Below are 26,664 nucleotides of genomic sequence, written 5' to 3'. Positions count from 1 at the left end.
TTTCTGTGTAAAAATAAACGGATTTTGTTACAATTTTATTCTTTTTATTTTCATTTGGTTTTTAATTGTAATTAAAATTTAATTTATGGTTTATAATTAAAACTTAATAACGCAATTTTGTTTCAGAAATAAAATAGTTAGTCAATTAATCGAAACAAAATAAATTATGTGCGGAATTTTAGCCATTATCGGAAAAGGAAAAGATGTTGAATTAGTAAAAATCATTTCAAAAAGAATGTCACACCGCGGTCCGGACGAAAGTGATATCCATGTGACCGAACAAGGACATATTTTGAGCCATGAGCGTTTATCTATTATTGATTTGCACTCGGGACGCCAGCCTATTCAGGGAACTTCAACGGCTTATATGGTGCATAATGGAGAAATTTACAACCATCAGGAGTTGAGAGAAACAGTTTTAAAAGATCATGTCTTCAGAACCAAATCAGATTCAGAAGTGATTGTGCATCTGTATGAAAAATTTGGATACGATTTTGTGCATATGCTGGATGGTGATTTTGCCTTTGTCGTGGTTGACGGTGACGATTTTATTGCCGGGCGTGATCCGTTGGGAGTGAAGCCTTTGTATTATGGAATTGATGAACGCGGAAGATATTATTTCACTTCTGAAATGAAAACAATTGCCGATCAATGTAAAACTTTTTCAACTTTTCCTCCCGGACATTTTTATACGCCAAAAACAGGTTTTGTGAAATATTACAAACCGGATTATGAAGATTACAAAAAAGCAGATGTTGAATTGGATTTGAAAGCGATCAGGGAATCATTGACAGAAGCAACCAGAAAAAGATTAATGAGTGATGTGCCCATTGGTGTTTTGCTTTCGGGAGGATTGGATTCTTCACTGACTTCAGCTATTGCGGCAAGATTATTGAAAGAAAAAGGGAAAGAACTGCATTCATTTTCAATTGGTTTGGATGAAGCGGCGCCTGATGCTGCTGCTGCCAGAAAAGTGGCTGAATTTTTAGGGACAAAACACCATGAAATTCATTTTACAATTGATCAGGGAATCGAAGTGCTGGAAAAATTAATCTGGCATTTGGAAACTTATGATGTAACTTCTGTAAGAGCCAGTACGCCCATGTATTTCCTTTCTAAAGCAATTGCAGAAAGAGGAATTAAGGTAGTGCTTTCAGGTGAAGGTTCTGATGAAGTTTTTGGGGGTTATCTATACTTCAGAAATGCACCATCTACTGAAGATTTCCAGAAAGAATGCATTGAAAGAGTTCAAAAATTGTTCACAGCAGATTTGCTACGTGCCGATAAATCAACAATGGCACATGGATTAGAAGCGCGTGTGCCGTTTTTAGATAAAGATTTTCTGGATTTGACTATGTGTATCCAAGCGGAAGAGAAATTGCCTAAAACATATAAAGGAATCGAAAAATACATCCTCCGTAAGGCATTTGATACTCCGGAACAACCTTATTTACCTGAGGAAGTTTTATGGCGCCAGAAAGAACAGTTTTCAGATGGTGTAGGATATAACTGGATTGATACATTGATTGAATATTGTGCATCTCAGGTAACTGATGAGCAATTGGATATGGCTTCACAATTGTTTCCGTACAATACGCCAACAACAAAAGAAGCTTATTATTACCGCAGCATCTTCAATAAATTTTATCCACAGGAAAGTGCAGCACAAACCGTACGCAAATGGATACCGAAATGGCAGGCAAATACTGATCCAAGTGGAAGAGCCAACGCAGCCCACGTAAAAGCGGATACTGAAATTGCCAAAACTGGATTGGAAGTATAACTGTTCGGAATCTGTTTTCTGAAATTCCAAATTCCTTATTTGTCAAGGGATTTGGAATTTTTTTATGCATTAATTTTAAATGTGTTTTTTTGTAGTTGATAACGGAGTTTGTAAATCGGTTTTTATTCACAAAATGTTGATAACTTCAAGGTATTTTGGCAGTGAAAATAGATTAAAGTACTACCATTTTCATATATTTGCGTGTTTGACAAAATAATACAATTTCGAAAAAGATATTATGAGCGAAGAAGTTAAAAAGAACAATTATTCAGCAGACAGTATTCAGGCACTGGAAGGAATGGAGCACGTACGTATGCGTCCTTCGATGTATATTGGTGATACTGGAGTAAGAGGTTTACATCACTTGGTATATGAGGTAGTGGATAACTCAATTGACGAAGCTTTGGCGGGTCATTGTGATACTATTTTTGTTGCGATAAATGAAGATAATTCAATCTCTGTTGAAGATAACGGTCGTGGTATTCCTGTAGATATTCATAAAAAGGAAGGAGTTTCTGCACTTGAAGTTGTAATGACTAAGATTGGTGCCGGAGGTAAGTTCGATAAAGATTCTTATAAAGTTTCAGGAGGTCTTCACGGAGTTGGTGTATCGTGTGTGAACGCGTTATCTGACCATTTGCGTGCAACAGTTTTCAAAGATGGGAAAATTTATGAGCAGGAATACGAGAGAGGTAAGGCCTTGTATCCTGTAAAGCAAATTGGAACAACTGATAAAAGAGGAACAACAGTAACGTTTAAGCCAGACGGTACTATATTCCAGCAAACATTAGAATATTCTTACGATACATTGGCAGCACGTATGCGTGAATTGTCTTTCCTGAACAAAGGAATTACAATTACATTGACTGATAAGCGTGATATTGACGATAAAGGTGTGGTGCGAAGCGAAACTTTTCACTCACAAGAAGGTTTGAAAGAGTTTGTTAAGTTTTTAGATGGGAACCGTGTGCCAATTATCGGCCACGTAATTTCCATGGAAAATGACAAAGGTGAAATTCCGGTTGAAGTGGCTTTGATTTACAATGAAAGTTATTCAGAAAACATTTTCTCTTATGTAAACAATATTAATACGCACGAAGGAGGAACGCATTTACAGGGTTTCCGTATGGGATTAACCCGTACGTTGAAAAAGTATGCAGATGCTTCGGGCTTATTGGATAAATTAAAGTTTGAAATTTCCGGTGATGACTTCCGTGAAGGTTTGACAGCTATTATTTCTGTAAAAGTTGGTGAGCCACAATTCGAAGGTCAAACCAAAACGAAATTAGGAAACAGGGAAGTGGTTTCTCCGGTATCCCAAGCGGTAGCTGAGATGTTGGAAAATTATCTTGAAGAAAACCCGAATGATGCTAAAATCATTGTTCAAAAAGTAATTCTGGCAGCTCAGGCGCGTCACGCTGCGAAAAAAGCGCGTGAAATGGTACAGCGTAAAACCGTAATGGGCGGTGGTGGATTACCAGGTAAACTGTCTGATTGTTCAGAGCAGGATCCGGAAAGATGTGAGATTTTCCTTGTCGAGGGAGACTCGGCAGGCGGAACGGCTAAACAAGGCCGTGACCGTGCGTTCCAAGCTATTTTGCCACTACGTGGTAAGATTTTGAATGTGGAAAAAGCAATGCATCATAAAGTGTTCGAAAACGAAGAAATTAGAAATATTTTCACTGCTTTAGGAGTTACAATAGGTACAGCTGAAGACAGTAAAGCTTTAAATCTTGAAAAATTACGCTATCATAAAGTTGTAATCATGTGTGATGCTGATATCGACGGTAGTCACATTTCTACCTTAATATTAACATTCTTCTTCCGTTTTATGAAAGAATTAATTGAAGAAGGCCATGTGTATATTGCAACTCCTCCTTTATATTTAGTTAAAAAAGGAAACAAAAAAGAGTATTGCTGGAATGAAAATCAACGTGATTTGGCAAACGAAAGAATGGGAGGTGGTGCTAATATCCAACGTTATAAAGGTCTTGGAGAGATGAATGCGGAGCAGTTATGGGAAACTACATTGAACCCTGAGTATAGAACTTTACGTCAGGTGAATATTGATAGTTTGACTGAAGCGGATCGCGTGTTTTCAATGTTGATGGGTGATGAAGTACCGCCTCGTAGAGAATTTATCGAAAAAAATGCAGTTTATGCAAATATCGATGCGTAAAAACTAAAAAAACCAAAACACAATAACCAAAAAATATATAAAAATGAAAGTTACTATAGTTGGAGCCGGAAACGTTGGTGCTACATGCGCAGATGTTATGGCTTACAGAGGAATTGCAAGTGAAATTGTTTTGCTTGATATCAGAGAAGGTTTTGCTGAAGGTAAAGCTTTAGATATTACTCAATGCGCAACTAATACAGGTTTTAATACAAAAGTTACTGGTGTTACCAATGATTATTCAAGAACTGCCGGCAGTAATGTGGTGGTGATTACGTCAGGAATTCCAAGAAAGCCGGGAATGACTCGTGAGGAATTGATTGGAATTAACGCTGGAATTGTAAAATCGGTTGCTGAAAATTTGTTGCAGCATTCTCCGGACGCAATTTTCGTTATTGTTTCCAATCCTATGGATACAATGACCTATTTAGCTTATAAGTCATTAGGATTGCCAAAAAACAGAATTATCGGAATGGGAGGAGCGTTGGATAGTTCTCGCTTCAGAACCTATTTGTCTTTAGCATTGGATAAGCCGGCAAATGATATTTCTGCGATGGTAATAGGTGGTCACGGTGATACTACCATGATTCCTTTAACCCGTTTGGCGTCTTATAACGGAATTCCGGTTTCTCAGTTTTTAACTCAGGAGCAATTAGAGAAAGTAGCTGCTGATACAATGGTGGGTGGAGCGACTCTTACCGCTTTATTAGGTACTTCGGCTTGGTATGCTCCAGGTGCTTCAGTGGCTTATTTAGTAGATTCGATTCTGAATGATCAGAAAAAAATGATTGCATGTTCAGTTTTTGTTGAAGGGGAATACGGTCAGAATGATATTTGTATAGGAGTGCCTTGTATTATAGGTAAAAACGGTATTGAAGAGATTGTGGATATCAAATTAAATGATGCCGAAAAAGCATTGTTTGCCAAAAGCGCTGATGCTGTTCGTAGCATGAATGATGCTTTAGCAACAGTTTTAGGATAATCTTTTGAAAATAAATAGGAAAAGACTGCTTTTTTGCAGTCTTTTTTTTGATATTAATCGATAAATAAATTGGTTAATCACATTCAGAATTATATATTTGCACGTTTTACGAAAATGGGGCAGTGTCTTTATGTTTCATTTTGATAGAACTAACCAAAAACCAAATAAAGAATTAATTAATTTTTACAAAGAATGCAGAATAGAGGACTTATTAAATTTTTTGCAATTTTATTTGCTATCGTAAGTATTTATCAGCTTACATTCACTTTTGTAGCTAATAAAGTTAAAGGTGAAGCAAAAGCTTTTGCAAAAGGAAATCAGGAGAAAGAGATTAAATATCTTGATTCAATCGGTAAACAGAAAGTATTTAACTTAGGGTTTACAGATTTCACTTATAATCAAGTGGCCGACAAACAAATCAATAAAGGTCTTGACTTAGAAGGGGGTATCAATGTTACTCTTCAGATTTCTGTTAAAGATGTATTGAAAGGTTTAGCTAACAATTCAGCTAATACAGTATTCAATAAAGCTTTGGCAGATGCTAAGAAAAACCAACAGGGTAACCAATCATTTTTGGATGCTTTCTTTGATGCGTTTGATGCAGCTTCGGCAGGTACAGGAACTAAATTATCTTCTCCAGATGTTTTTGGAAACAAAAATTTAGCGGATGAGATTAATTTCAATATGTCTGACAGCAAAGTGAAAGCTGTAATCAGTAAAAAAGTAGATGAGTCTGTAGAAAGTGCTTTTGGAGTATTACGTGAGCGTATCGATAAATTCGGTGTAACGCAGCCTAATATTGTGAAATTAGGAAATACAGGACGTATCTTGGTTGAGTTACCTGGAGCGAAGGATGTTGACCGTGCTAAAAAATTATTATCAGCTACGGCTCAGTTAGAGTTCTGGGAAACTTATAAAGTAGAAGAAGTTGGTTCTTATATAATGACTGTTAACGAAGCTTTGAAGAAAACTGAAAAAGCACCGGTAGCAGTTGCTGAAAAAGCAACTTCAAAAATCGACTCTTTGTTGGTTAATAAAGCTACTAAAGATTCTGCTGCGGCAACTAAGGGTAATGATCCGTTATTGGAAAAAATTGACACTAGATTTGCGGGCGGACCTGTTTTAGGTTTGGTTGCTGTTAAAGATACTGCTGCTGTAAACGCTTATTTTAAGAGAGCAGACATCAAATCATTATTGCCTTCAAATTTAGCTGACGCTAAATTCGTATTTGGTAAGGCTAAAGATGAAGAAGCTGTTGCTGTTGAAATGTATGTGTTAAAAGGTAACAGAACAAATACACCTCCAATGAGTGGAAGTGTTTTAGTTGATGCTAAAGAATCATTCGACCAGATGGGTAAACCGTCTGTAACAATGCAGATGAATGGTAAAGGTGCTAAAATCTGGGAAGAATTAACAGGAAGAGCTTATACGCAGCAAAGTAATATTGCAATCGTATTGGATAATACAGTTTATTCTGCACCGGGTGTTTCCAGCGGACCTATTGCTGGTGGACGTTCTGAAATTTCAGGAGCTTTTACTGTTGAAGAAACTAAAGACTTAGCGAATGTATTGCGTGCTGGTAAATTACCTGCTGCAGCTGAGATTGTTCAGTCGGAAGTTGTTGGTCCGTCATTAGGACAAAAAGCAATTGATAATGGTACTACTTCTGCTATCGTAGGTTTATTGTTGGTTTCATTATGGATGTTGGTATATTATGGTAAAGCAGGTTGGTATGCTAACTTGGCTTTAGTAGTAAACTTATTATTCTTATTCGGAATATTAGCTAGTTTAGGTGCTGTATTAACATTGCCAGGTATTGCGGGTATCGTATTAACATTAGGTACAGCGGTAGATGCGAATATTATTATCTATGAAAGGGCAAAAGAAGAATTACGCCATGGTTTAGCTCTTCCGGAAGCGATCAAAAAATCATTCTCTTGGACAGGAGCAATGCGTTCTATTATTGATGCTAACGTTACGCACGTATTGACAGGGGCTATTTTGTATATGTTCGGTACAGGGCCTATCAAAGGTTTCGCAACAACATTGTTAATTGGTATTGCTACGTCTTTATTTACATCTATTTTCATTACGAGAATGTTGTTGGATAGAGCAGCTGCAAAAGGATTGAATTTAACGTTCACAACTAGCTGGTCTAAAAACTGGTTTACAGGATATAATTTTGATTTCTTAAAAGTTAAGAAATTCTCTTATGGTTTCTCATTAACAGTAACTATTGTGAGTTTAGTTTCAATCTTCTTTATAAATGGATTGGATGAAGGTGTTGATTTCGTTGGAGGTAGAACTTTCCAGGTTAAATTTGATAAACCTGTTGAGCCGTCAGTTATCTCTGAAGAATTATCAACAATCTACGGTGTTCCTGCAGAAGCTAAAGTATTCGGTAACTCTGATCAATTGAGAATTACTACAAAATATAAAATTGAAGCTGAAGGTGTTGCAGTTGACGAAGAGGTTAATAAAATGCTATACCAAGGATTATCTAAGCATTTCCCTGGAATGTCTTATGAGAAATTCATTACATTGTATGAAGGTAAGACATTAGGATTGTTGTCAGGTTCAAAAGTTGGAGCGGCTATTTCAAATGATATTAAAACAAACTCTTTCTGGGCTGTTATCGGTGCTATGTTGGTTGTTGCGCTTTACTTGGTGGTATCTTTCCGTAAATTAGGATATTCATTAGGAGCTTTAGCTGCTGTTGCACACGACGTTATTTTTGTATTGGGATTATATTCATTATTGTACAAAATCATGCCTTTCCACATGGAAATGGACCAGCACTTTATCGCTGCGATTTTAACGGTAATTGGTTATTCAATGAATGATACTGTAATTGTATTTGACAGAATTCGTGAGTTTATCGCGGGTAATACCAAAGGTGATTTTAACCACATCGTTAATGATTCAATTAATACTACTTTATCAAGAACAATCAATACTTCATTAACAATGATTTTAGTATTGGCAATCATGTTTGTATTTGGTGGTGAGTCTATCAGAGGATTTATCTTCGCAATGTTGGTAGGTATCGTTGTAGGTACATATTCTTCATTATTTATTGCGACTCCGGTGTTAGTTGATACTTTATCTAAAAAGGATAAAGAAGAAATTGAAAAAAGACACGCAGAATTAAATAAATAATTCAGAAGTTTTGAATAAATTAGAGTCCTCTCGTTAATTGACGAGAGGATTTTTTTATTTTATATGGTATTATTTTATGGAAGAACAAATTTTAACTTGGAATGATTTTGAAAAAGTAGAGATGAGGGTTGGGACAATTGTCGCTGTTGATGATTTTCCTGAAGCGCGAAAACCTGCGTTTAAACTTGCAGTAGATTTTGGAGAAGTTATTGGAATTAAAAAGACGTCAGCTCAAATAACAAAACGTTATGCAAAAGAGGATTTAGTAGGCAAGCAGGTTATTGCAGTTGTAAATTTTCCTGTGAAACAAATCGGGCCTTTTAAAAGCGAATGTTTGGTTATGGGTTCAGTTGGTTCTGATAATGATGTAGTTTTGCTTACAAGTGATATAAAGGTAGAAAACGGACTCAGGATAGCATAAAAAAGCCCGGATTGAAAATCCGGGCTTTTATCGTTAAATCTTAAATATCGTCAAAATCGATATCGGTAAAATTGCTTCTTGGTTCTTCCTGACCTCTTTCAGATAAGTACTCTTTCTTAAAGTCTTTTTGGTGTCTTTCTGAAATAACTTCTTCTCCTTTTTGACTTAAAACAAAATCAGTCATTTCGTCTAAAATATCTCTGAAAGCAGAAAAATCTTCTTTGTATAAATAGATTTTGTGTTTTTTGAAGTGAAAAGAACCATCTTCTTCAGTGAACTTCTTACTTTCCGTGATTGTGATGTAATAATCGTCAGCTTTAGTTGAACGTACATCAAAAAAATATGTTCTTCTGCCGGCTCTTAATACTTTAGAAAAAATCTCTTCTTTTTCTAACATGTCATTTTCGTTCCTATTCATTCTATCAATAATTGGGTTGTTTACTTTTCCAAATTTGAAAAAAAAAATACTACAAAACAACAATTTATTGCAATTCTTTTTCTGCAATTTGTTTTAAATACAACTCCTTGTAATAGCCTTCAGTGCTTATTAGTTGATTATGAGTGCCTTGTTGAGTAATTCTGCCTTCGTCAAGTATAATAATTTTGTCTGCATTTTTTGCAGATGATACTCTGTGGCTCACAATTATTGTAGTTTTTCCTTTGCAGACTATTTGAAGGTTGTTTAAGATTTCTTCTTCGGTTTCAGTATCTACAGCTGATAAACAATCATCTAATAATAATATTTCAGGGTTTTTGATTAATGCTCTGGCGATTGACACACGCTGCTTCTGGCCACCTGAAAGTGTAATGCCTCTTTCGCCTAAAACGGTTTCATATTGATCTTTAAAAGCAATAATATTGTCGTGTACAGCTGCGTATTTTGCTGCTAGAACAACTTCTTCGTCTGTAGCATCTTCTTTTCCGAATTTGATATTGTTACTGATGGTTTCTGAAAATAGAAAAGCATCTTGCGGTACAGTTCCGATGCTGTCCCTTAATGTGTTTAAATTGGCTTCTTTTAAATTAATTCCATCGATTAAAATTTCTCCTTCAGTTGGATCGTATAAGCGGCTTAGTAAAGATAATATAGTTGATTTTCCGGAACCGGTTCTGCCTATGATGGCAAGGGTTTCCCCTTTTTTTATTTCAAAACTTATGTTTTTCAGTGCATTGATGCTAGTATCTTCATATGTTAAGGAAACATTATTGAATGTTAATGTTCCTTCAAAAGACATGGGGGTGGGGTTGTTGTTTGTTATTTCAGGTTTGATACTTAAAAATTCATTCAACCTTTTTTGCGATGCTTCAGCTTCCTGAACTAATGATGATACCCAGCCGATAGAGGTTACCGGCCATACCAGCATGTTGATATAAATGATGAATTCGGCAATAACAGCAATTTTAGTTATGCTGCCGCTTATGTACATATATCCTCCTAATGCAATGACTAACAGATTGCTGAGGCCAATCAAAAAGAGCATTAGCGGACCAAAATAAGCCTGTACTTTTGCTAATTCAAGACTTTTTTGATTGCTTTCCAAAGCTAAATTTTCAAATTCTTTTTCTTTATAGGATTCAATGCTGTATGATTTTACAACCCTGATTCCGGAAAATAATTCTTGGGTAAAGCTGGATAATCCGGAAAGGTTTTTCTGGAAAATTAGACTCCGTTTATTGATTTCAGTACTTAATTTAAAAATAAAATAGGCTAATATGGGTAAAGGAAGAAGTGTGAGTAATGTTAATTTAGGAGAAACCCTGACCATATATATAATAACAATTGTAAACCGTATGATTGTGTTGATGGTGTACATTACGGCAGGTCCCACATACATTCGTACACGGCCAACATCCTCGCTGATGCGGTTCATTAAATCGCCTGTTCTGTTTTTTTTGTAGAAGTTTTGGGTAAGAACTTCATATTGCTTAAAAACAACATTTTTTAAGTCAAATTCGATATGGCGGGACATTACAATTAATGTTTGTCGCATCATAAAGGTTAAAATTCCCGAAGCAAGGATGGCTAGCGTCATCCAGATGATGTTTTCTATAAGCAAATCTTTGATTGCTTGGTGGTTAGTTTTTCCTTCGTTAAAATGCTTCTCGATTGAAGCAATTGATTCACTTATTAATTTAGGAGAAACGAGTGAGAAAATTTGGGCAACTATTGTGGCGATAATACCCCCAAAGAAATGATATTTATATTTCAGAAAATAGGGGTTTAAATAACGAAGTTCTTTCATTTATTTGATAAAATGGGTGTTATGTTGAGTATTTTTCAAATAATTTATTAAAAATAGCTTATAATTTATCAATAATAAAATTACATATTTTGCAATTGAGTATTAAATTTTGTGTTAAAATTGCAAAATTCTGAATTAAAAGCGTACTTTTGCACCGACTTTTTAAAAAGGTCAAAAACTATAAAAACATCCATTATGATTACTGAATCTTTAAAAGCTAGTGAACTTCATAAAGTTGACCCGGTATTTGGCCAGGTTTCTTTTGATAATCACGAACAAATTGTTTTTTGTAACGACAAAGATACTGGTTTAAAAGCAATAATTGGTATCCACAACACAGTTTTAGGACCTGCACTTGGGGGAACAAGAATGTGGAAATATACAAACGAATGGGAAGCCTTAAATGATGTATTGCGTTTGTCGCGTGGTATGACATATAAGTCGGCAATTTCAGGATTAAACCTTGGTGGTGGTAAAGCTGTTATCATTGGGGATTCCAAAGTTGATAAAACACCTGAAATGATCGCAAAATTCGGTCAATATGTAAATTCATTAAGTGGTAAATATATCACGGCAGAAGATGTGGGGACAACTACTGCAGATATGGATTTAATCCGTAAACATACAGAACATGTAACAGGAATTTCTGAAGCAATCGGTGGTTCAGGTAACCCTTCTCCGGTGACTGCTTACGGTGTTTACATGGGAATGAAAGCGGCTGCTAAATACAAATTCGGAACTGATAACCTTGACGGTAAAAGAGTTTTGGTGCAGGGAATCGGTCACGTTGGGGAAACTTTGGTTGATTATTTGACAGCTGAAGGTGCAAAAGTGATCATTTCTGATATCAATGAAGAGCGTCTGAAAGAAATTGGTAACAAATACGGCGCTAAGATCTTCGCAGGTGACGATTTATATGGTGCAGATGTAGATATTTATGCGCCATGTGCTTTGGGAGCTACAATTAACGATGATACAATCGCAAAATTGAAAGCGCAAGTAATTGCTGGTGCTGCGAACAACCAGTTGGCTAACGAAATTAAACACGGACAGATGTTGAAAGACAGAGGTATTTTATATGCTCCTGACTTCTTGATCAATGCCGGAGGTATTATTAATGTGTATGCTGAAATCGTGAAATATGATAAAGCTGAAGCAATGCGTAAAACTGAAAATATATACAACACAACGTTGGAGATTTTTGACTATGCAGATGCTAATAACATCACAACACATGAAGCTGCATTCAAAATTGCTCAAAACCGTATCGATTTGAGAAAAAAAGAATTAGTGAAATAAGTGTAAGATAATCAGTGTGTTAGAAAATTCTTGTTATTTCAAAAGAGTCTAAATTTATAACTAATCTGAAAAAATCTAAATAAAATTGTATTTTTGTGAAGCGAAAGAACCTCTTTCGCTTCATTAATTTTTAAAAGTTCTTATCCAGTGTTAAACAGAAGACATATTCGAGTAAAAGTGATGCAAACCCTTTATTCTATGCATCAAAACAATTCAGATAGTATTGAAAAAGAAGAGAAATTCTTGTTTCAGAGTATCGAAAACGTACAGGATTTGTACTTGATCATGATTTCCACTTTGGTTGAAATAAGAGCAAAAGAAGAAGCTTTTATCGAAATTTCACGAAAAAAACATCTGGCTACTAAAGAAGAAAAAAATCCCAATTTAAAATTCATCAAAAACAGTGTTCTGAATATTCTTTCAGAAAACAATTCGCTTTCCATAGCACTGGAAAACCGTAAAATCAACAACTGGAAAATCAACGATGAATACATCCAGATTCTGATCAATGAAATTAAGGATAGCGAATTGTATAAAAACTACATGGCTAAACCAAATTCTTCTTTTGAGGAAGATAAAGATCTTGTGGTTACCATTTTTACAGATATCATTGCGCCAAACGTAAAACTTTACGAATACCTTGAAGATCACAAATTAACTTGGATTGACGATGTTCCGTTAGTGAATACCTTGATTTTGAAACAACTGAAAGCAGTCGTAAATACTGAAGACGGTGGTTTCAAAGTTCCAAAATTATACAACGATATCGACGATAAGGATTTTGTATCCCAATTGTTCAGAAGAACTATCCTGAATGAAAAAGCATTAGCTCAGGAATATGCAGATAAAACACCTAACTGGGAAGCAGAACGTATTGCCGAAATTGACAACATCATTTTGAGAATGGCAATATGTGAATTCCTTAAATTCCCGTCAATTCCGGTAAAAGTTACAATTAACGAATATTTAGAATTGGCCAAAGAATATTCTACACCAAAAAGTTCTATATTTATCAACGGAATTTTAGATAACTTAGTTAAAGATTTTACCGCAGCCGACAAACTTAAGAAAGTGGGACGCGGATTAATGTAAAAATAATTTTATGATTAAAAACGTAACAAGAGTAATGGCTTTAGCCTCTGTGCTTCTTTTTGCTTCTTGCAAAGACAGGTCGGATGTTGCTGTAATTAAAACGGATGAGCACAATATGGTGGTTCCGGAAGACATGATCCCACAAAGTGAAATGACTGAAGAACACCGTCACATGAATATTGCTGATTATCCAGTAGTTGAGATTGAAAACAAAGGCGAATTTGATTTTGGTACAATCAATGAAGGTGATAAAGTTGAACACACATTCATAATTAAAAACACAGGTAAAACCGATTTATTGATTGTAAACGCTAAACCAAGCTGTGGTTGTACTGTTCCGGAATGGACCAAAGAGCCTATACAGCCAAATAAAACAGGTGAGGTTAAAATCGTTTTCAATTCGGCAGGTAAGCCTGGACAACAAAGTAAACAAATTAATTTAGAAACTAATACAGCTACAGGTCATGAAGTGCTTAATTTCAAGGCCAATGTAACTCCAAAATCAAAATAATTATGCAACAGTATTTACCTTTTATATTAATGTTTGGTGTGATGATCGTTTTTATGATTTTACCACAACAAAGAAAAATGAAAAAAGAAAAAGAGTTTCAAAGCGGACTTAAAGTAGGTGACAGAGTGATTACCATTGGCGGAATCCATGGTAAAGTTGTAGAAGTAGCCGAGGCTACTTTGATCATTGAAACGATGTCAGGAAAGCTTAAAATTGAGCGTTCGGCTGTTTCAGTAGATAAAAGTATGGCTTTGAATGCTGCTAAATAATAGAGAAATAAGATAAAAAAATCCCAAACCTAGGTTTGGGATTTTTTTATTTACGGTATTTATCGTTTAAACCAATACCTTCCAGAATCATGGGCTTTATTTTCTCAAGTCTGGTGAGTTTGGTTTGTTCCTGCTTTGCTGTGTCAATGTATTCGGCAAACTCCTTTTTCTTTGTCAGGCTGAATGTTTCAAAAGCTTCTTTAATTGCTTTATCTGCATTCAGAAATGTTTCAAAATATTCAGATAAAACCAAAGGTGACTTTTCCGGTTTATGTTTTAATCCTTTTTCTTCAAGCTCAATGGCTTCTTTGATATAGGTTAATACGGTTTTTTCATCTACTTCTGCTAAACTGTTGAAACGCATCTGACGCAATGCTTTTGTTGTTTCATTGCCGCTTACCAGTAAGTTTGCTTTATCTTTCAGAAAGACACCGTTAAAGAACCAAATCCCGAAATACGATTTAAAACCTCCAACACCAATGACATTTTTGTCTTTATATGTGTACACAATACCTCCCCATTTAGTTGTTTCGACCAAAGAAGTCTGATTGATGATGGATTTGAGAAAATCAATTTCCTTTTCCCAAAGATCATTTTGCTGCCATGATTTTTTTTCTTCCATAACGGTTTGGTTTCTTTCAGGAATTTCTTTGGCTATTTTTCAATCTGGGCTGTTAGTTGGGCAATTTCAACAATTACCTCGACAGCTTTCTGCATGCTTTCCACCGGAACATATTCGTATTTTCCATGGAAGTTATGACCTCCTGCGAAAATATTAGGACATGGCAGTCCCATGTAAGAAAGTCGTGAACCGTCAGTTCCGCCCCGGATTGGTTTAATTAATGGTTTAATACCTAAGTTTTTCATTGCTTTCTCGGCAATCTTAACAATATGCATTACCGGTTCCACTTTCTCACGCATGTTATAGTATTGGTCTTTGATTTCAATTTCTACAATGTCACCGCCAAACTGTTTTGCATATTTTTTATTGATTTTATCGGCAATACTCTGTGCTAACTTTTTACGCTTCTTAAATTTTTTGCGGTCATGGTCACGGATAATCAACTGTACGTTGGTTTCTTCTATACTACCGTCAAAATGTACCACGTGGAAAAATCCTTCGTAATCTTTAGTTCTTTCCGGAACTTCTTTTTTAGGTAATTTGGAAATGTATTTATTGGCCAATAACATTGAATTGATCATTTTGCCCTTGGCATATCCCGGATGAACACTTTTTCCTTTGAATTTAAGTTTTACTCCGGCAGCATTGAAGTTTTCGTATTCCAATTCGCCAATCTGGCTTCCGTCCATAGTATATGCCCAGTCACAACCAAATCTCTCCACATCGAAGAAGTCGGCGCCACGTCCAATTTCCTCATCAGGAGTGAAACCAACTTTGATGGTTCCGTGCTTGATTTCCGGATGCTGGATCAGATATTCCATAGCCGTTACGATTTCGGTGATACCGGCTTTATCGTCTGCACCCAATAAAGTTGTTCCATCTGTTGTGATTAACGTTTGTCCTTTGTACAATAGTAAGTCTTCAAAATAAGAAGGCGAAAGGACAATGTTTTGTTCTTTATTCAGGATGATATCGCCTCCATCATAATTTGGTACAATTTGCGGCTTTACATTGGCACCCGTAAAATCAGGAGTTGTATCAAAATGGGAAACAAATCCTATTGTAGGAACTTCTTTGTCAATATTGCTTGGTAAAGTCGCTTGAATATAAGCTTTATCATCAATGGTTACGTCCTGTAAACCAATGGCTTTTAATTCTTCAACTAGTTTATTGGCTAAATCCCATTGTTTAGCTGAACTTGGTGTTGTATTAGAGTTTGGATCAGCTTCTGTATCGATTGTTACATAGCTGATAAAACGGTCTATGATATGTTGCATTTTAAATGATTTTAGTAAACACAAATATAACGGTTTATTTGGTTTTAACTGATGTCTTTTAATGGATTATAGCCCTTGGATATATGCTTTCCATTCATCAAGTAAAACTTGTTCGGTTGTGTTTAGATTTGAAAGAATATCCGACTTTTTATTGAAAGGCAGCAGCGCAATTAATTTATCCCTTCCGTATTTGTGGTCGATGAACTGCACTATCGATCCTGATAAGCCGTATTTGATTTTACCGGTCCAGAACTGATCAAGACCAGCCGGGATTTTATTCTCAGACAATGCTTTTTTAACATCGGCAATTCTTTTAATATCACATTGTCCCGAAGCATAAGTAGCTAATCCTTCTACAAACCAGTCGATGCCTTCCGCATTACTGAAATCTGGACTTTGGTTGCGTTGACCGTGAAAAACATGTACTAATTCATGTGTAATCAATTGTTGGGTTTTTTGGTTGTCCCGGTACTTGTGTTCACAGGCATCCGTATCCCAATTTTTAGGTGAAATCATGTCCAGTTTTGTTGCCACGCCACTGGCTACCATCCAGCATTCCGATTTAAAGTTGGACATTGCCCAGTCTTTTTGCCAGGTACTGTCAAGCGATTTACGGTTAGGATGTACAAATATGTCAAATTCTTTATTGAAGGATGATTTGAAGAACTTTTTGACTGCAATGATTCCCTTATCGGTAAGTTTTATGTATTCTTTTTTATTTTGTGTATCAGCTGCTGTGTAAAAAAAAGTATAGCCTTTCTGTTTGTCTTTGAGCCATGCAGTTTCAATTGCTATCCAGCTTGATAACAGCAATGTTGTTGCGACTGTTATGGTAAAGAAGTGTTTTGATTTCATGATGGATGATTTTGGTAATATGACGTGGTTTGTCCTGATATGTTACATCGAATTTGTACCGTAAGCGTTTTGGTTAAATCACTATCTTTATACAGAACAGAAACTTTGAAGCATGTTAAAGCAATTTGGTGCAAAACCGACAAAAGCAGACAGGGAAAAGTATACAAATTCCCCTTATTGGAACGGAAAGATTTTTGAAAACCTGCTAGAAACCACGACTGATGTGAGTTTTCAGACATTGCCGAAGATTTTATATAAACAGTTTTGTAAAAAAGAGAATAGGGAACCCAGTCAAAAATTGGCTGTTATTCCTTTTAACAGAGAAATATTTGATGAACCTTCACCGTCGATGAAAGCAGCTTGGTATGGTCATTCTGCGTTATTGATGAAAATACAATCGCTCACTATTTTAATTGACCCTATGTTTGGGGATAATGCCGCACCAATTTCACCATTTCCGGTAAAACGCTTTTCAGATGGTACGATGGAAATTCTGGATACGCTTCCGGAGATCGACCTGGTTTTGTTTACCCATGACCATTATGATCATTTGGATTATGAATGTCTTTTGAAACTGAAGGAAAAGGCCAAACACTTTTTTGTGGCATTGGGTGTGGGCAGGCATTTAATCAAATGGGGAGTAGAGAAGGAGAAGATAACAGAATTCAGTTGGTGGGATACCCAAACCTTTCAAGACATAACCATAACATTCACACCTACCAGACATTTTGCCGGGAGAGGACTTTCAGACCGTAATAAATCGTTATGGGGTGGCTGGGCGTTCAAAACAGCCGATGAGAATATATGGTTCAGTGGAGACAGTGGTTATGGAGACCATTTTAAGGAAATTGGTGAGAAATTAGGACCGTTTGATTTTGCTTTTATGGAATGTGGCCAGTATAACGAGCATTGGGCCCAGATTCATATGTTTCCGGAGGAAAGTGTTCAGGCTGCGATTGATGCCGGTGTAAAAAGAGCGATGCCGGTTCATTGGAGCGGATTTGCTTTGGCACAGCATTCCTGGACAGATCCTGTCGAACGTTTTACCGCTGAAGCCAAAAATAAGAGACTGGATTACTGTCTGCCGGGATTGGGAGAACTGTTTGATTCCGGTTCAGAACTGAAGAGCCATTGGTGGGAAGCATTATAATCAAAATACAGCGTGTAATTAACCAAAAAACCTCCCTAACTTTGTATAAAAGCCACAATTATGGAAATTACCATCGAGGCCATTCAAATAGCTGAATCTTTCAATATCAGGAAGTTCAGGGGCGAATTTTCATCACAACCTTTTTCCGGGACTAATTCGGAGGTGTTTTATGCCTTTACCGAAACCAACCGGTTTTTGTATGTATTTGATTATGGTGTGGTGGTTTTTGGTAATTATGATGCTTTGGCCCAAAAAGAATTCCTGACTTTTATAAAAGACTACGCTATTAAACCGGTTGATCAGAACCTGACCGAAGAATACCGTATTATTACTGACAGGGAAGTGCTTAAACCCGAAGTTAAGAATGATTATGTGACCGTTTCCTATACCGATGCATTTACGGTTCATATAGTGATGCTAAATACAGCGCAATCGGTGGCATTAGAGTATTATGAGTTATTGACCGATGAATTGATATCTTCTTCCAAAAATTATATCCAGGAACTTGAAGACCGGGGCCGACTCAGCATCTCGAAGACCAACCTGTTGAAGTATATCGGAAAGGTATTGAACGTAAAAAACAGTATTGTAGACAATTTATACATACTGGATGACCCGAACCTGGTTTGGGATAACGAAGAACTCAACCTGTTGAATAAGCGTTTGAAGATCAATTTTGATACCCATCCGAGGTTCAAAGATTTGGATTACCGTCTTCAGATTGTGGAGGATAATTTAAGGCTTTTTACCGATGTGTTGAATGTGAGGGAAAGCAACCGTCTGGAATGGATTATCATTATCCTGATTTTTATTGAGATCGTGTTTGCTTTTATCTTTCATTGACGGATGGAAAAGAATAAGAAAGGACTTCAATTGAAGTCCTTTTGTTTTTATAATTTCTTTAATTCGGTGAGTACGGCTTTACCAACTGCTTCTGCCGATTGAGGATTCTGCCCAGTAACCAGTCTTTGGTCTACTGCAACATGGGATTGCCATAAACCCGACTTCTCAAAGTGTACACCGCGTTCTTTTAATTTGTCCTCCAACAGGAACGGTACTACTTTTTCCAATCCTACAGCAATTTCTTCTTCATTGGTAAAAGCATTTACTTTTTTACCATCCACTAAGTATTTACCATTACTCAGTTTGATGTTTACAATACCGGCGGGACCGTGACATACTGCACTTACGATACCGTTGCTTTCGTAGATTTTGGCAGCAATGGCCGATATCTCCGCATTATCAGGTAAGTCCCATACGGCACCGTGACCTCCTGCATAATGAATGGCCACATATTCAGAAGGGTTTACTTCAGAAGGCTTTAGTGTATTTTCTACTTTAGTTCGGTAAACCGTATTCTCCCAAAACTTTTTATTGATAGGGTCATTCAGGTCAAAACCGTCTACTGGAGCTTTACCGCCTTTCGGGCTTACAAAGTCGATTTCGTAACCAGCAGTATGTAATACTTCCCATGGATGCGATACTTCGCTTAAATAATAGCCTGTTGGCTGTCCCGTGTCACCTTTTTTATCGTGACTGGTGACCACAAATAAAATCTTTTTCATCTTTTTAGTCTGTTTAGATTGGGCCGCTGCTTCGGTAGCTGTAGTCAAAATGGCGAAGCCGGCGATAACCATCATGACATTCCGTAAATGTTTTGTTAACTGTTTCATAGTTATAAAGTTAAAGTGTTTTTAAATGATTATTGTTCTATCGTTTATATTAATTCTGTTGATTTGTGTTCACATTCCGAAAGTGTGAAATGAGGCAATACCTTTTCAGCAATCAGCTTCATGGCTTCTGCTATTGGTGTTTCCGATTTACGGAGATGAAGCGCCATGTGATTAACACCGGCTTCCTCATATTCTTTTAGCAGGCCGGTTAGGTTATTGATACCTATAGCACCACCGAAACGGTGTGGTTTAAAAGGCGCATTTGGGTCTTTCAGCAGATTGAGATGAAAAGCTGTTATGTATGGTTTCGAAGCCTGATTGTTGTCATACAGGGCATTTTTCCATTCGATGGCAAGACTGCGTGTTTCTTCAACGCTTCTTGGATAATTGAACCAGCCCTGCATGTTTTGGGCAATCCAGTCCAGACTTTGCTGTGCCCGTCCTGCTATAATCCAGGGAATCACCGTTTGAGGCTTCGGGTAGACTTCGATACCATCCGGTAAGCCGGAGTAATAGCGTTTCAGTTGGCTGTTTGTTTTCCATGCTTCTTTGATGATGGCATGGTTAGCCGTAAAGCGTTCCGATCTGCTTTCAAAAGGGATGTCCATTAAAGGGAACTCAATTGGGCGGTCACCCAAGCCAACACCGAACAGGAACCTTCCGTTTGATAAATTTTCTATGGTAGCAGTTGCTTTAGCCAGACGGATAGGATCATGAAGCGGTAAGACAATTGCGGCAGTGCCCAGCATGATTGATTTTGTTATGCCTGACAGATAACCCAGATAAGACAGCGTATCGAAAAGTTGGGCACCGTCCCCAAAACCCGGATCATATACCGGTACTTCCCGCATCCATAAGGCGGTAAAGCCCAGGTCGTCAGCCATTTTAATGTATTCGGTGTGTTTAGTTATATCCGGTATCCCGAAGGGTCTTCCTTCGGTATTGCGTTTCTTTTCCCCTTCAAGAGACCAGTCGTTATCGAGAGGAAACTCAAGGCCTATGGTCATTTTACCCGGACAATGTATGTTACAAATTGTTTCCATAGTATTTATTTTTTAGTGATTTTGGTACTGATCAGTGTAATGACAACTGCCAACACTACCAGTATGGCGCCAATCCATGGAGTAGCTCCGAGTCCGAGACGGGAAGCCACTATGAGTCCGCCCACATAAGCCCCGATGGCAATACCCACATTAAAAGCAGCGATGTTAAAGGCGGAAGCCACATCTTCGGTGCCCGGCATGTGCTTTTCGGCTAATTGTACCACATACAGCTGAAGTCCGGGGACATTAGAGAACGACAGAGCCCCCATGATGAATAATGTTATCAGGCCCAGTATAAGGTCATTGGCCGTGAACGTGAAAATAAAAAGCGCGATAGCTTGTAAGATAAACATCCAGAACAAAGCCCTTAACGGTTGCTTATTGGCCACTTTACCACCAATAAGGTTCCCAAGCGCAATAGCGATGCCATACACCATCAGAACGATGTTGATTAATGTATCCGTCAGACCCGTTATCTTTTGCAGGATAGGAGACAGGTAAGTAAACGCCACAAACGTTCCGCCGTATCCAAAAGCCGTCATCAGGAAAGCCAATACAAGATGTTTGTTTGATAATACTTTGAATTGGTTCCAAAGAGAAGAAGACTTCTGTTCATTCTTAATTTGGCCCGGTACCAGAATCCAGCTGGAGATAAGACCGATGATTCCCAATGCCGCCACACCGATGAAGGTAGCGCGCCATCCGAACTGCTGGCCGATGAACGTACCGAAAGGCACACCGGTAACGATTGCTATGGTTAGCCCGGTAAACATAATCGAGATAGCTGAAGCCCTTTTATGGGCGGGAACCAAAGCCGCTGCGATAGTAGACCCGATGGAGAAATACACCCCATGAGCAAAACCAGTTATGATACGTGCGATTACCAGAGTGGCGAAACTTGGAGCGATAGAAGCCAGGGCATTACCCACAACGAATAAAACCATTAAATAAATCAAGAGTTTCTTTCTGGGGATTTTACTCGTGAGAGCGGTGAGAATGGGAGCACCGATGGCGACACCTATAGCGTACAGGCTAACCAGCAAGCCGGCAGAAGGGAGACTGATAGCCAGGTCTGCGGCTACAGTGGGCAACAGCCCCACGATTACAAATTCTGTGGTGCCGATACCAAAGGCGCTGATGGTAAGAGCCCAAAGAGCGGCAGGTATTTTAAAGGATTCCTTATAGGTTTCAAGAGTGTTTACACTTTCTATTGATTTCATGTTTTATACTGCTAAAAATTAACAGTACAAAGTTGCGGCTGAAGTCAGAGCTGTGCGAGGAGGTAAGTCAACCTTTTAAAGTGAGGTACATCACATTATCCTTTCAAGCGGCTGAGTGTTTCCCTGGTTACACCCAGATAAGCGGCGAGCATCTTTTTAGGGACTCGCTGGATGAGCCTTGGGAGCTTCTTGATCAGGTTATTGTAGCGTTCTTCGGCGGTTTCCGTGAGAAGCGATAATATGCGTTGTTGTAACGCAATATACCCGTGGTGTGATTTGATTCGGAAGAAGTTGGTCATCTTCGGAACTTCAACACAAAGGCGTTCGCGGTCTTCCAGACGTAAGGAGAAGAATTCGGAGTCTTCTATGCAGTCGATAAAGATAGTAGCCGGTACCTGATTCTGGAAAGCATTGAAATCGGTAGTCCAATACTGTTCCATGGCAAACTGGAGGATGTGTTCCTTTCCGTTAGGGTCAATGGCGTATGCTTTTGTAAGTCCCTTGATAATCCAGAACTCGGCAGGAACGGCTTCTTCTTTCTGAACCAGGAACTGGTGTTTCTTGAGGCTACGGTACTTAAAGAAAGAAGCTACTTTGTCCCATTCTTCATCAGTAAGGGAGACAAGTTCTTCAATGTGGGTGCGGAGTAGATTGTATTGGTATTCCATTTAGACTTCTTAGACTTACTTAGACTTGTTTAGACTTGTTTAGACTTGTGGCTTCGATGCTTCGACAGGCTCAGCAACCGGAGCTCAGCCACCGTTTATGATTAATAGACTTACAAAAATAGTGGTTTTCTTATATAATTAACCCGGCAGGGTTATAATCTGCCGGGTTTGTATAAAGATTACTGTTTATTGTTTATTTACCGTGGTGTTCCTGATTCAGGATGCGGCCTGTTTTTTGTTTTACAGGACGTAAACCCCTGTTGTTTTGTTGGGGCATTTCCTGTCTTCGGGTTTGGGATTCCATCATAGGGGGACGGTCGTTACGGGATCTGTCCATGTCCTGTTGCATTGGTGTTGGTCTTTCCATGCGGTTTTGCATTTGAGGTTCCCTTTCCCTTTGTCCAGCACGTTGTTTATCGGGTTTGTTCCGTTGTGGATGCTCTCTCGGGTTTTCCCTTTGCATATCCCTCTGTATTTCCCTTTGTCTGACCGGTTGGGTTCTTTGCTCTTTATTGACATTAGGTCTTGTGGCCGGTCTGGCTTCCCTCATATTAGCCGTTTCCTTACGGTTCATGACTTTGGATGGAGCCGCATTTCTGTTGGCTTCCCTTTTAACGTGTGGTTTGTACAACTGCATCTCGGTTTGGGTTACTCGCTGACCTGGTTTATCCATTCCCCTGATACGGGTTTGGTTAATACCGGTACCTACACGTTTCTGTACGTGTTCCCTTCCCGGGCCGGCACCATAACGTACACCGTTGTTTACCCTGGTGTTGTTGATGACTTTGGATTTACTTATAATCGTGTTATAGCTGGAACTGCTGACATAGTAATTGCTGATATTTCTTCTGCAGAAGTCCCTTTCCTTAACAAATACCCAATGATTGTAAGGCACATGATAGCCACTACTGAAAGCAATATCGATACTGATTCCGGGACCGATGGCTGCCCATCCGTAGTATCCGTCATAGTATCTCCAGGTTACCCAGGCAGGACCCCATTGGTTGTCAGGCATCCATAACCATCCGTAATGCGGGTCATAGAACCATCGTCCGTAGTGGAAAGGTGCCCATCCCCAAGGGTAATTGGACACCCAGGTCCATCCCATATCGGTATAGGCCCAGTATCCGTTAGTTCTGTATGGGGCAAAGCCTGCGCCCACATTAGGAGCCCATACGTAACCATAGTTGGGGTTATCGATCCAGTTACCGTAGACACTCAGATTATCGTAGAACAACTGAAAGCTCACGGAGGTTTGTGCCATGGCTTTTTGCGGTGTTAGTCCTGCTATTCCTATTGAAAGTAACAACAAGACTGTTATGTTTCTTATTGTTTTCATGATTTCTGTGTTTATATGCATTCATTCTTTTTTATAATTAGCTGAATACAAATTATATGGAGTAAAGGTATTAAATGGATGGTTTTTAGTGTTATAGGAATAATAGGCAATGTTATGGAATTACCATTTTGGATTGTTAGATTATAGATTATTAGATTGATGGATTGGGCTTCGAGAGCACTTCGACAAGCTCAGTGTGACACCTCAGCCACCGATTGGAAGATTGGAAATCCTCTTTTTACCTACTTCCTGCTTGGCAGCAGGATACGGCTTAATTCTGTACTTTGTCTTGACACAAAGTACCAAAAGTCAAGTCTTGGGCTCTCGGCGTTCCATTTTCCTTTTGAATCCTAAAAGAAAAGAACTCACCCTTCGGGTTCAAACAGCTTTTCTTTTTACGGATTCTGCAAGGAACGGAACATCGCCTGCGAACCCTAAGACTTTTGCGCACCGTATGTCTTTGACGGGAGAAATAACTTTTAAGATGTCTGAGGGATATAGTGACCGGATGATTCAACAGTTTAACATTACTTTGATGCTACTTGGCTTCGAGTAGCTTAGCTATCATATGAAGGATTGTTAGATTAATGATTTCTTATCTAAAAAGCAATGATCTGTTAATGTAACTGTACTTATATACTACTTATACTACACTTTGATACGGGTCAAGTACGGGTCAACCCATACTTATTATTGACTTTTTGATGTCTTATTATGCAGGTTAATTGCTTTTTGACAGACTTGGCTAAAGAAGATTTAAAGAGTGGTCCGGTATTTGTATTATTTGTGAGTAATTTCTGTAATATATTAAAATTATGGCCAGAGTAAAAAGTATAATACATTTTGAAGGGAGTCTTGAAGATTTGGTTTTTTATAGACTAAACGGAATCCATTGTGTGAGAAGAAAGGATGGAATGCAAGGTGAACGCATTAAAAACAATCCTAATTTTGAGCGTACGCGTGAGAATAACAGTGAGTTTGGGCATTGCAGTGCATATGGAAAATCATTGCGGAATGTCATACTCCCTTTAGTGTCGAAAGCCAAGGATGACCGGTTAGTAAGCAGGATGCAGCGTTTGTTGGGTTCTATCAAAGACTTGGATTCAGTTTCTCCGAGAGGACAACGGAAAGTGTGGAGGGGTTTGGAAACAACTGAAGGGCGGCGTCTTCTGAAAGGTTTTGATTTCAATGGGAATGCGACTTTGGGAAGTGTGCTGAAGGCCAATTGGACAGTAGATCCTGAAAGCGGCAGTATTCTTATTTCCGGTTTTGATCCCGGTAGGGAGTTGGTTTTTCCGGAAGGAGCCACGCATGTGCGTTTTCAGGGGGCTCTACTGCATTTGGACAGTGAACCGGGTTCTTCTGTGATTGCTTACAGTGAACCGGCTATTATTCCGGCAAGTGCTTCTGTCATGGATTTGGAACTTGTACCCAATGTTATTCCGGAGGGAGACGGAAGGAAATTGTTTTTGCTGTCCTTATCCTTTTTTCAGGAAATGAATGGTGAGCGATATCCGTTTAAGAATGAGAAGAGGAATGTGCTTCATATTCTGGAAGTATTGTAAGTATTGTTGAATTTGGTTATATAATTGGAATGAGCCAGATCTGCTTTTCCGGGACCTGGCTGGTGTACGGAAAAGGCAGGAATGGCTCATTATCATTATACTTTATATTAGTTTTTACTATAATTTCCCCATAAAATCATAGATATACCAATAGTTTTGTCCTGTTGTGGCTGTATTCAGCAGGAAAGTAGGGTTTGGCAGGACACACGGTGTAATATTGATATTGTGTGAAATGATTCCTGACGAACTTCCGACTGTCCATCTTTTGCCACAGCAGCTGTCAAAATAGAATCCGAGTTCTTTCATGGTCCAGCTTGGATTTGCTGTCAGGTTTTTATACGAATACTTCGCAACGTAAGGACCACCTGTTGAAGGATATTCGAAGATATCCCCGCGGGTTGGGCTACAGATCAGATTCGTTAAACCGGAGATTGCATGGAAATTGTTTCCTACCACTGTTAACCCGTTATACTGCGGAGTTGGGCCAATAGGGCCGAAAGCCACACATACCCCTCCCGGAACGCTTACTTTCATTAATTGGGACGTACCTTCTTTGATGGCTACGAACAAGCCCGTGTTACCGAAGTTTTCGATATCCTGCAACGGAACTGTAGTAGTAGCCACTACGCTGGCGCTACCTGTGGAGATTTGTACCCTTAGCAATTTACCCGGGAAATTGGAATTGATTCCGGTTACCGCCCATGCAAAATCAGGAACGCCCGGCATGTCACACAAACCTGTTACGGAAGTCACCGGTGTGAGTCCGACACGTATTTGCGAAACAAAGTTGTAGCCCGTTGGTGATGAACATAAATCTACTTTAAAGATAGTGGAAGCCATTCCCGCCGGGACCGGAGTACCTGCAGATCCGGACAACACCAATGCGTAAGTAGTGGGGCAGGGAGCCAGTGCCTGCTGAACTGCTTTATTAGTTGTTCCGGTCTTTTTTGTTTCCTGTAAGTCATCATTTTTTTCGCAGGAAACAAACGCGGCAGCCATGATGGTCACGGATGCCAATAGTTTAACATAGTTTTTCATAATCGTTTGTTTTTTAGTGTGTTAATAAAATAAAAACTAAAATTAATGTAATTTTTTTCTTACATGGTAAGGAAAAACCCCCTTTTTTGATAAAATAGTGATTAGTGATTAGTGATTAGTGAGTAGTGAGTAGTGAGTAGTGAGTAGTGAGTAGTAGAGAGTCCTTAGTGATTGTATCGATAATGATTTTGGAAGAGATGGAGATAAAAGATAGTTATGAGTTATGAGTTATAAGTTATGAGTTATAAGTTATAAGTTATAAGTAGTGAGTTATGGCTC

At 38.3% G+C, this 26,664-nt stretch carries 23 protein-coding genes; 12 read left to right on the top strand and 11 right to left on the bottom strand.

Features of this window, described 5'->3' with window-relative positions; all coding sequences use genetic code 11:
• Nucleotides 1-166: 166 nt before the first annotated feature.
• The 5 genes from asnB (at nucleotide 167) to NAT51_RS16215 (ending at nucleotide 8,521) form a co-directional block, all read left to right on the top strand.
• Nucleotides 167-1,783 (top strand): asparagine synthase B, encoded by a 1,617-nt coding sequence (gene asnB, locus NAT51_RS16235; protein WP_250600534.1) that lies wholly within the window; start codon nucleotides 167-169, stop codon nucleotides 1,781-1,783.
• 238 nt (nucleotides 1,784-2,021) lie between these two features.
• Nucleotides 2,022-3,962 (top strand): DNA topoisomerase (ATP-hydrolyzing) subunit B, encoded by a 1,941-nt coding sequence (gene gyrB, locus NAT51_RS16230; protein WP_250600532.1) that lies wholly within the window; start codon nucleotides 2,022-2,024, stop codon nucleotides 3,960-3,962.
• A 43-nt stretch (nucleotides 3,963-4,005) separates the two neighbouring features.
• Nucleotides 4,006-4,941 (top strand): malate dehydrogenase, encoded by a 936-nt coding sequence (mdh, locus tag NAT51_RS16225; protein ID WP_250600530.1) that lies wholly within the window; start codon nucleotides 4,006-4,008, stop codon nucleotides 4,939-4,941.
• 192 nt (nucleotides 4,942-5,133) lie between these two features.
• Complete coding sequence (gene secDF, locus NAT51_RS16220) at nucleotides 5,134-8,100, top strand: protein translocase subunit SecDF (protein WP_250600528.1); 2,967 nt, start codon at nucleotides 5,134-5,136, stop codon at nucleotides 8,098-8,100.
• Nucleotides 8,101-8,176: 76 nt separating this feature from the next.
• Nucleotides 8,177-8,521, top strand: a complete 345-nt coding sequence (locus NAT51_RS16215; RefSeq protein ID WP_250600526.1) for a tRNA-binding protein — start codon at nucleotides 8,177-8,179, stop codon at nucleotides 8,519-8,521.
• 40 nt (nucleotides 8,522-8,561) lie between these two features.
• Here NAT51_RS16215 and NAT51_RS16210 read toward each other — a convergent pair whose 3' ends face one another.
• Entirely contained in the window at nucleotides 8,562-8,939 is a 378-nt protein-coding gene (locus NAT51_RS16210; RefSeq protein WP_250600524.1) for a PUR family DNA/RNA-binding protein, read from the bottom strand.
• A gap of 64 nt (nucleotides 8,940-9,003) precedes the next feature.
• Nucleotides 9,004-10,764, bottom strand: coding sequence for an ABC transporter ATP-binding protein (locus tag NAT51_RS16205; RefSeq protein WP_250600522.1), 1,761 nt, complete (start codon nucleotides 10,762-10,764; stop codon nucleotides 9,004-9,006).
• A gap of 195 nt (nucleotides 10,765-10,959) precedes the next feature.
• Here NAT51_RS16205 and NAT51_RS16200 point away from each other — a divergent pair, with 195 nt between their 5' ends.
• The 4 genes from NAT51_RS16200 to yajC all read left to right on the top strand — a co-directional run bounded on the left by NAT51_RS16200 (nucleotide 10,960) and on the right by yajC (nucleotide 13,935).
• On the top strand, nucleotides 10,960-12,063 hold the full coding sequence (locus NAT51_RS16200; protein WP_250600520.1) for a Glu/Leu/Phe/Val family dehydrogenase: 1,104 nt from the start codon (nucleotides 10,960-10,962) through the stop codon (nucleotides 12,061-12,063).
• A 180-nt stretch (nucleotides 12,064-12,243) separates the two neighbouring features.
• Nucleotides 12,244-13,155 (top strand): transcription antitermination factor NusB, encoded by a 912-nt coding sequence (gene nusB, locus NAT51_RS16195; protein ID WP_250600519.1) that lies wholly within the window; start codon nucleotides 12,244-12,246, stop codon nucleotides 13,153-13,155.
• A gap of 10 nt (nucleotides 13,156-13,165) precedes the next feature.
• Nucleotides 13,166-13,666: a DUF1573 domain-containing protein gene (locus tag NAT51_RS16190; RefSeq protein ID WP_250600517.1), complete on the top strand. Its 501-nt coding sequence runs from the start codon at nucleotides 13,166-13,168 to the stop codon at nucleotides 13,664-13,666.
• A 2-nt stretch (nucleotides 13,667-13,668) separates the two neighbouring features.
• Entirely contained in the window at nucleotides 13,669-13,935 is a 267-nt protein-coding gene (yajC, locus tag NAT51_RS16185; RefSeq protein ID WP_250600515.1) for a preprotein translocase subunit YajC, read from the top strand.
• 46 nt (nucleotides 13,936-13,981) lie between these two features.
• On the opposite strand, the gene NAT51_RS16180 is transcribed toward yajC, so the two are convergent.
• The 3 genes from NAT51_RS16180 to NAT51_RS16170 all read right to left on the bottom strand — a co-directional run bounded on the left by NAT51_RS16180 (nucleotide 13,982) and on the right by NAT51_RS16170 (nucleotide 16,689).
• Entirely contained in the window at nucleotides 13,982-14,557 is a 576-nt protein-coding gene (locus NAT51_RS16180; RefSeq protein ID WP_250600513.1) for a YdeI/OmpD-associated family protein, read from the bottom strand.
• Between the two features lie 32 nt (nucleotides 14,558-14,589).
• Nucleotides 14,590-15,834, bottom strand: coding sequence for a peptidase T (gene pepT, locus NAT51_RS16175; protein ID WP_250600511.1), 1,245 nt, complete (start codon nucleotides 15,832-15,834; stop codon nucleotides 14,590-14,592).
• Nucleotides 15,835-15,900: 66 nt separating this feature from the next.
• A complete protein-coding gene (locus NAT51_RS16170; RefSeq protein WP_250600509.1) occupies nucleotides 15,901-16,689 on the bottom strand; it encodes a gluzincin family metallopeptidase in 789 nt (262 codons plus the stop codon).
• A gap of 112 nt (nucleotides 16,690-16,801) precedes the next feature.
• Here NAT51_RS16170 and NAT51_RS16165 point away from each other — a divergent pair, with 112 nt between their 5' ends.
• Nucleotides 16,802-17,839 (top strand): MBL fold metallo-hydrolase, encoded by a 1,038-nt coding sequence (locus NAT51_RS16165; protein WP_250600507.1) that lies wholly within the window; start codon nucleotides 16,802-16,804, stop codon nucleotides 17,837-17,839.
• Nucleotides 17,840-17,899: 60 nt separating this feature from the next.
• Nucleotides 17,900-18,682 (top strand): RMD1 family protein, encoded by a 783-nt coding sequence (locus tag NAT51_RS16160; RefSeq protein WP_250600505.1) that lies wholly within the window; start codon nucleotides 17,900-17,902, stop codon nucleotides 18,680-18,682.
• A gap of 47 nt (nucleotides 18,683-18,729) precedes the next feature.
• Here the strand turns inward: NAT51_RS16160 and NAT51_RS16155 are convergent, their stop codons facing one another.
• The 5 genes from NAT51_RS16155 to NAT51_RS16135 form a co-directional block, all read right to left on the bottom strand.
• Nucleotides 18,730-19,512, bottom strand: coding sequence for a type 1 glutamine amidotransferase domain-containing protein (locus NAT51_RS16155; RefSeq protein WP_250600503.1), 783 nt, complete (start codon nucleotides 19,510-19,512; stop codon nucleotides 18,730-18,732).
• A gap of 44 nt (nucleotides 19,513-19,556) precedes the next feature.
• Nucleotides 19,557-20,555, bottom strand: a complete 999-nt coding sequence (locus NAT51_RS16150) for a TIGR03571 family LLM class oxidoreductase (RefSeq protein ID WP_250600501.1) — start codon at nucleotides 20,553-20,555, stop codon at nucleotides 19,557-19,559.
• A gap of 5 nt (nucleotides 20,556-20,560) precedes the next feature.
• Nucleotides 20,561-21,775: an MFS transporter gene (locus tag NAT51_RS16145; protein WP_250600499.1), complete on the bottom strand. Its 1,215-nt coding sequence runs from the start codon at nucleotides 21,773-21,775 to the stop codon at nucleotides 20,561-20,563.
• A 95-nt stretch (nucleotides 21,776-21,870) separates the two neighbouring features.
• Nucleotides 21,871-22,443, bottom strand: a complete 573-nt coding sequence (locus NAT51_RS16140; protein WP_250600497.1) for a Crp/Fnr family transcriptional regulator — start codon at nucleotides 22,441-22,443, stop codon at nucleotides 21,871-21,873.
• A 193-nt stretch (nucleotides 22,444-22,636) separates the two neighbouring features.
• On the bottom strand, nucleotides 22,637-23,782 hold the full coding sequence (locus NAT51_RS16135; RefSeq protein WP_250600495.1) for a DUF6600 domain-containing protein: 1,146 nt from the start codon (nucleotides 23,780-23,782) through the stop codon (nucleotides 22,637-22,639).
• An 815-nt stretch (nucleotides 23,783-24,597) separates the two neighbouring features.
• On the opposite strand from NAT51_RS16135, the gene NAT51_RS16130 reads away from it, so the two are divergent.
• Nucleotides 24,598-25,347 carry a hypothetical protein gene (locus NAT51_RS16130; protein WP_250600493.1) on the top strand — a complete coding sequence of 250 codons (750 nt, stop codon included), beginning with the start codon at nucleotides 24,598-24,600 and terminating at the stop codon, nucleotides 25,345-25,347.
• Nucleotides 25,348-25,464: 117 nt separating this feature from the next.
• Here the strand turns inward: NAT51_RS16130 and NAT51_RS16125 are convergent, their stop codons facing one another.
• Nucleotides 25,465-26,385, bottom strand: coding sequence for a hypothetical protein (locus tag NAT51_RS16125; protein WP_250600491.1), 921 nt, complete (start codon nucleotides 26,383-26,385; stop codon nucleotides 25,465-25,467).
• Nucleotides 26,386-26,664: the final 279 nt, after the last annotated feature.

Source organism: Flavobacterium amniphilum (genome assembly GCF_023634845.1).
In the GTDB taxonomy this organism is placed as follows: Bacteria; Bacteroidota; Bacteroidia; order Flavobacteriales; family Flavobacteriaceae; genus Flavobacterium; species Flavobacterium amniphilum.
This window is presented reverse-complemented; position numbering and strand designations above follow the sequence as displayed.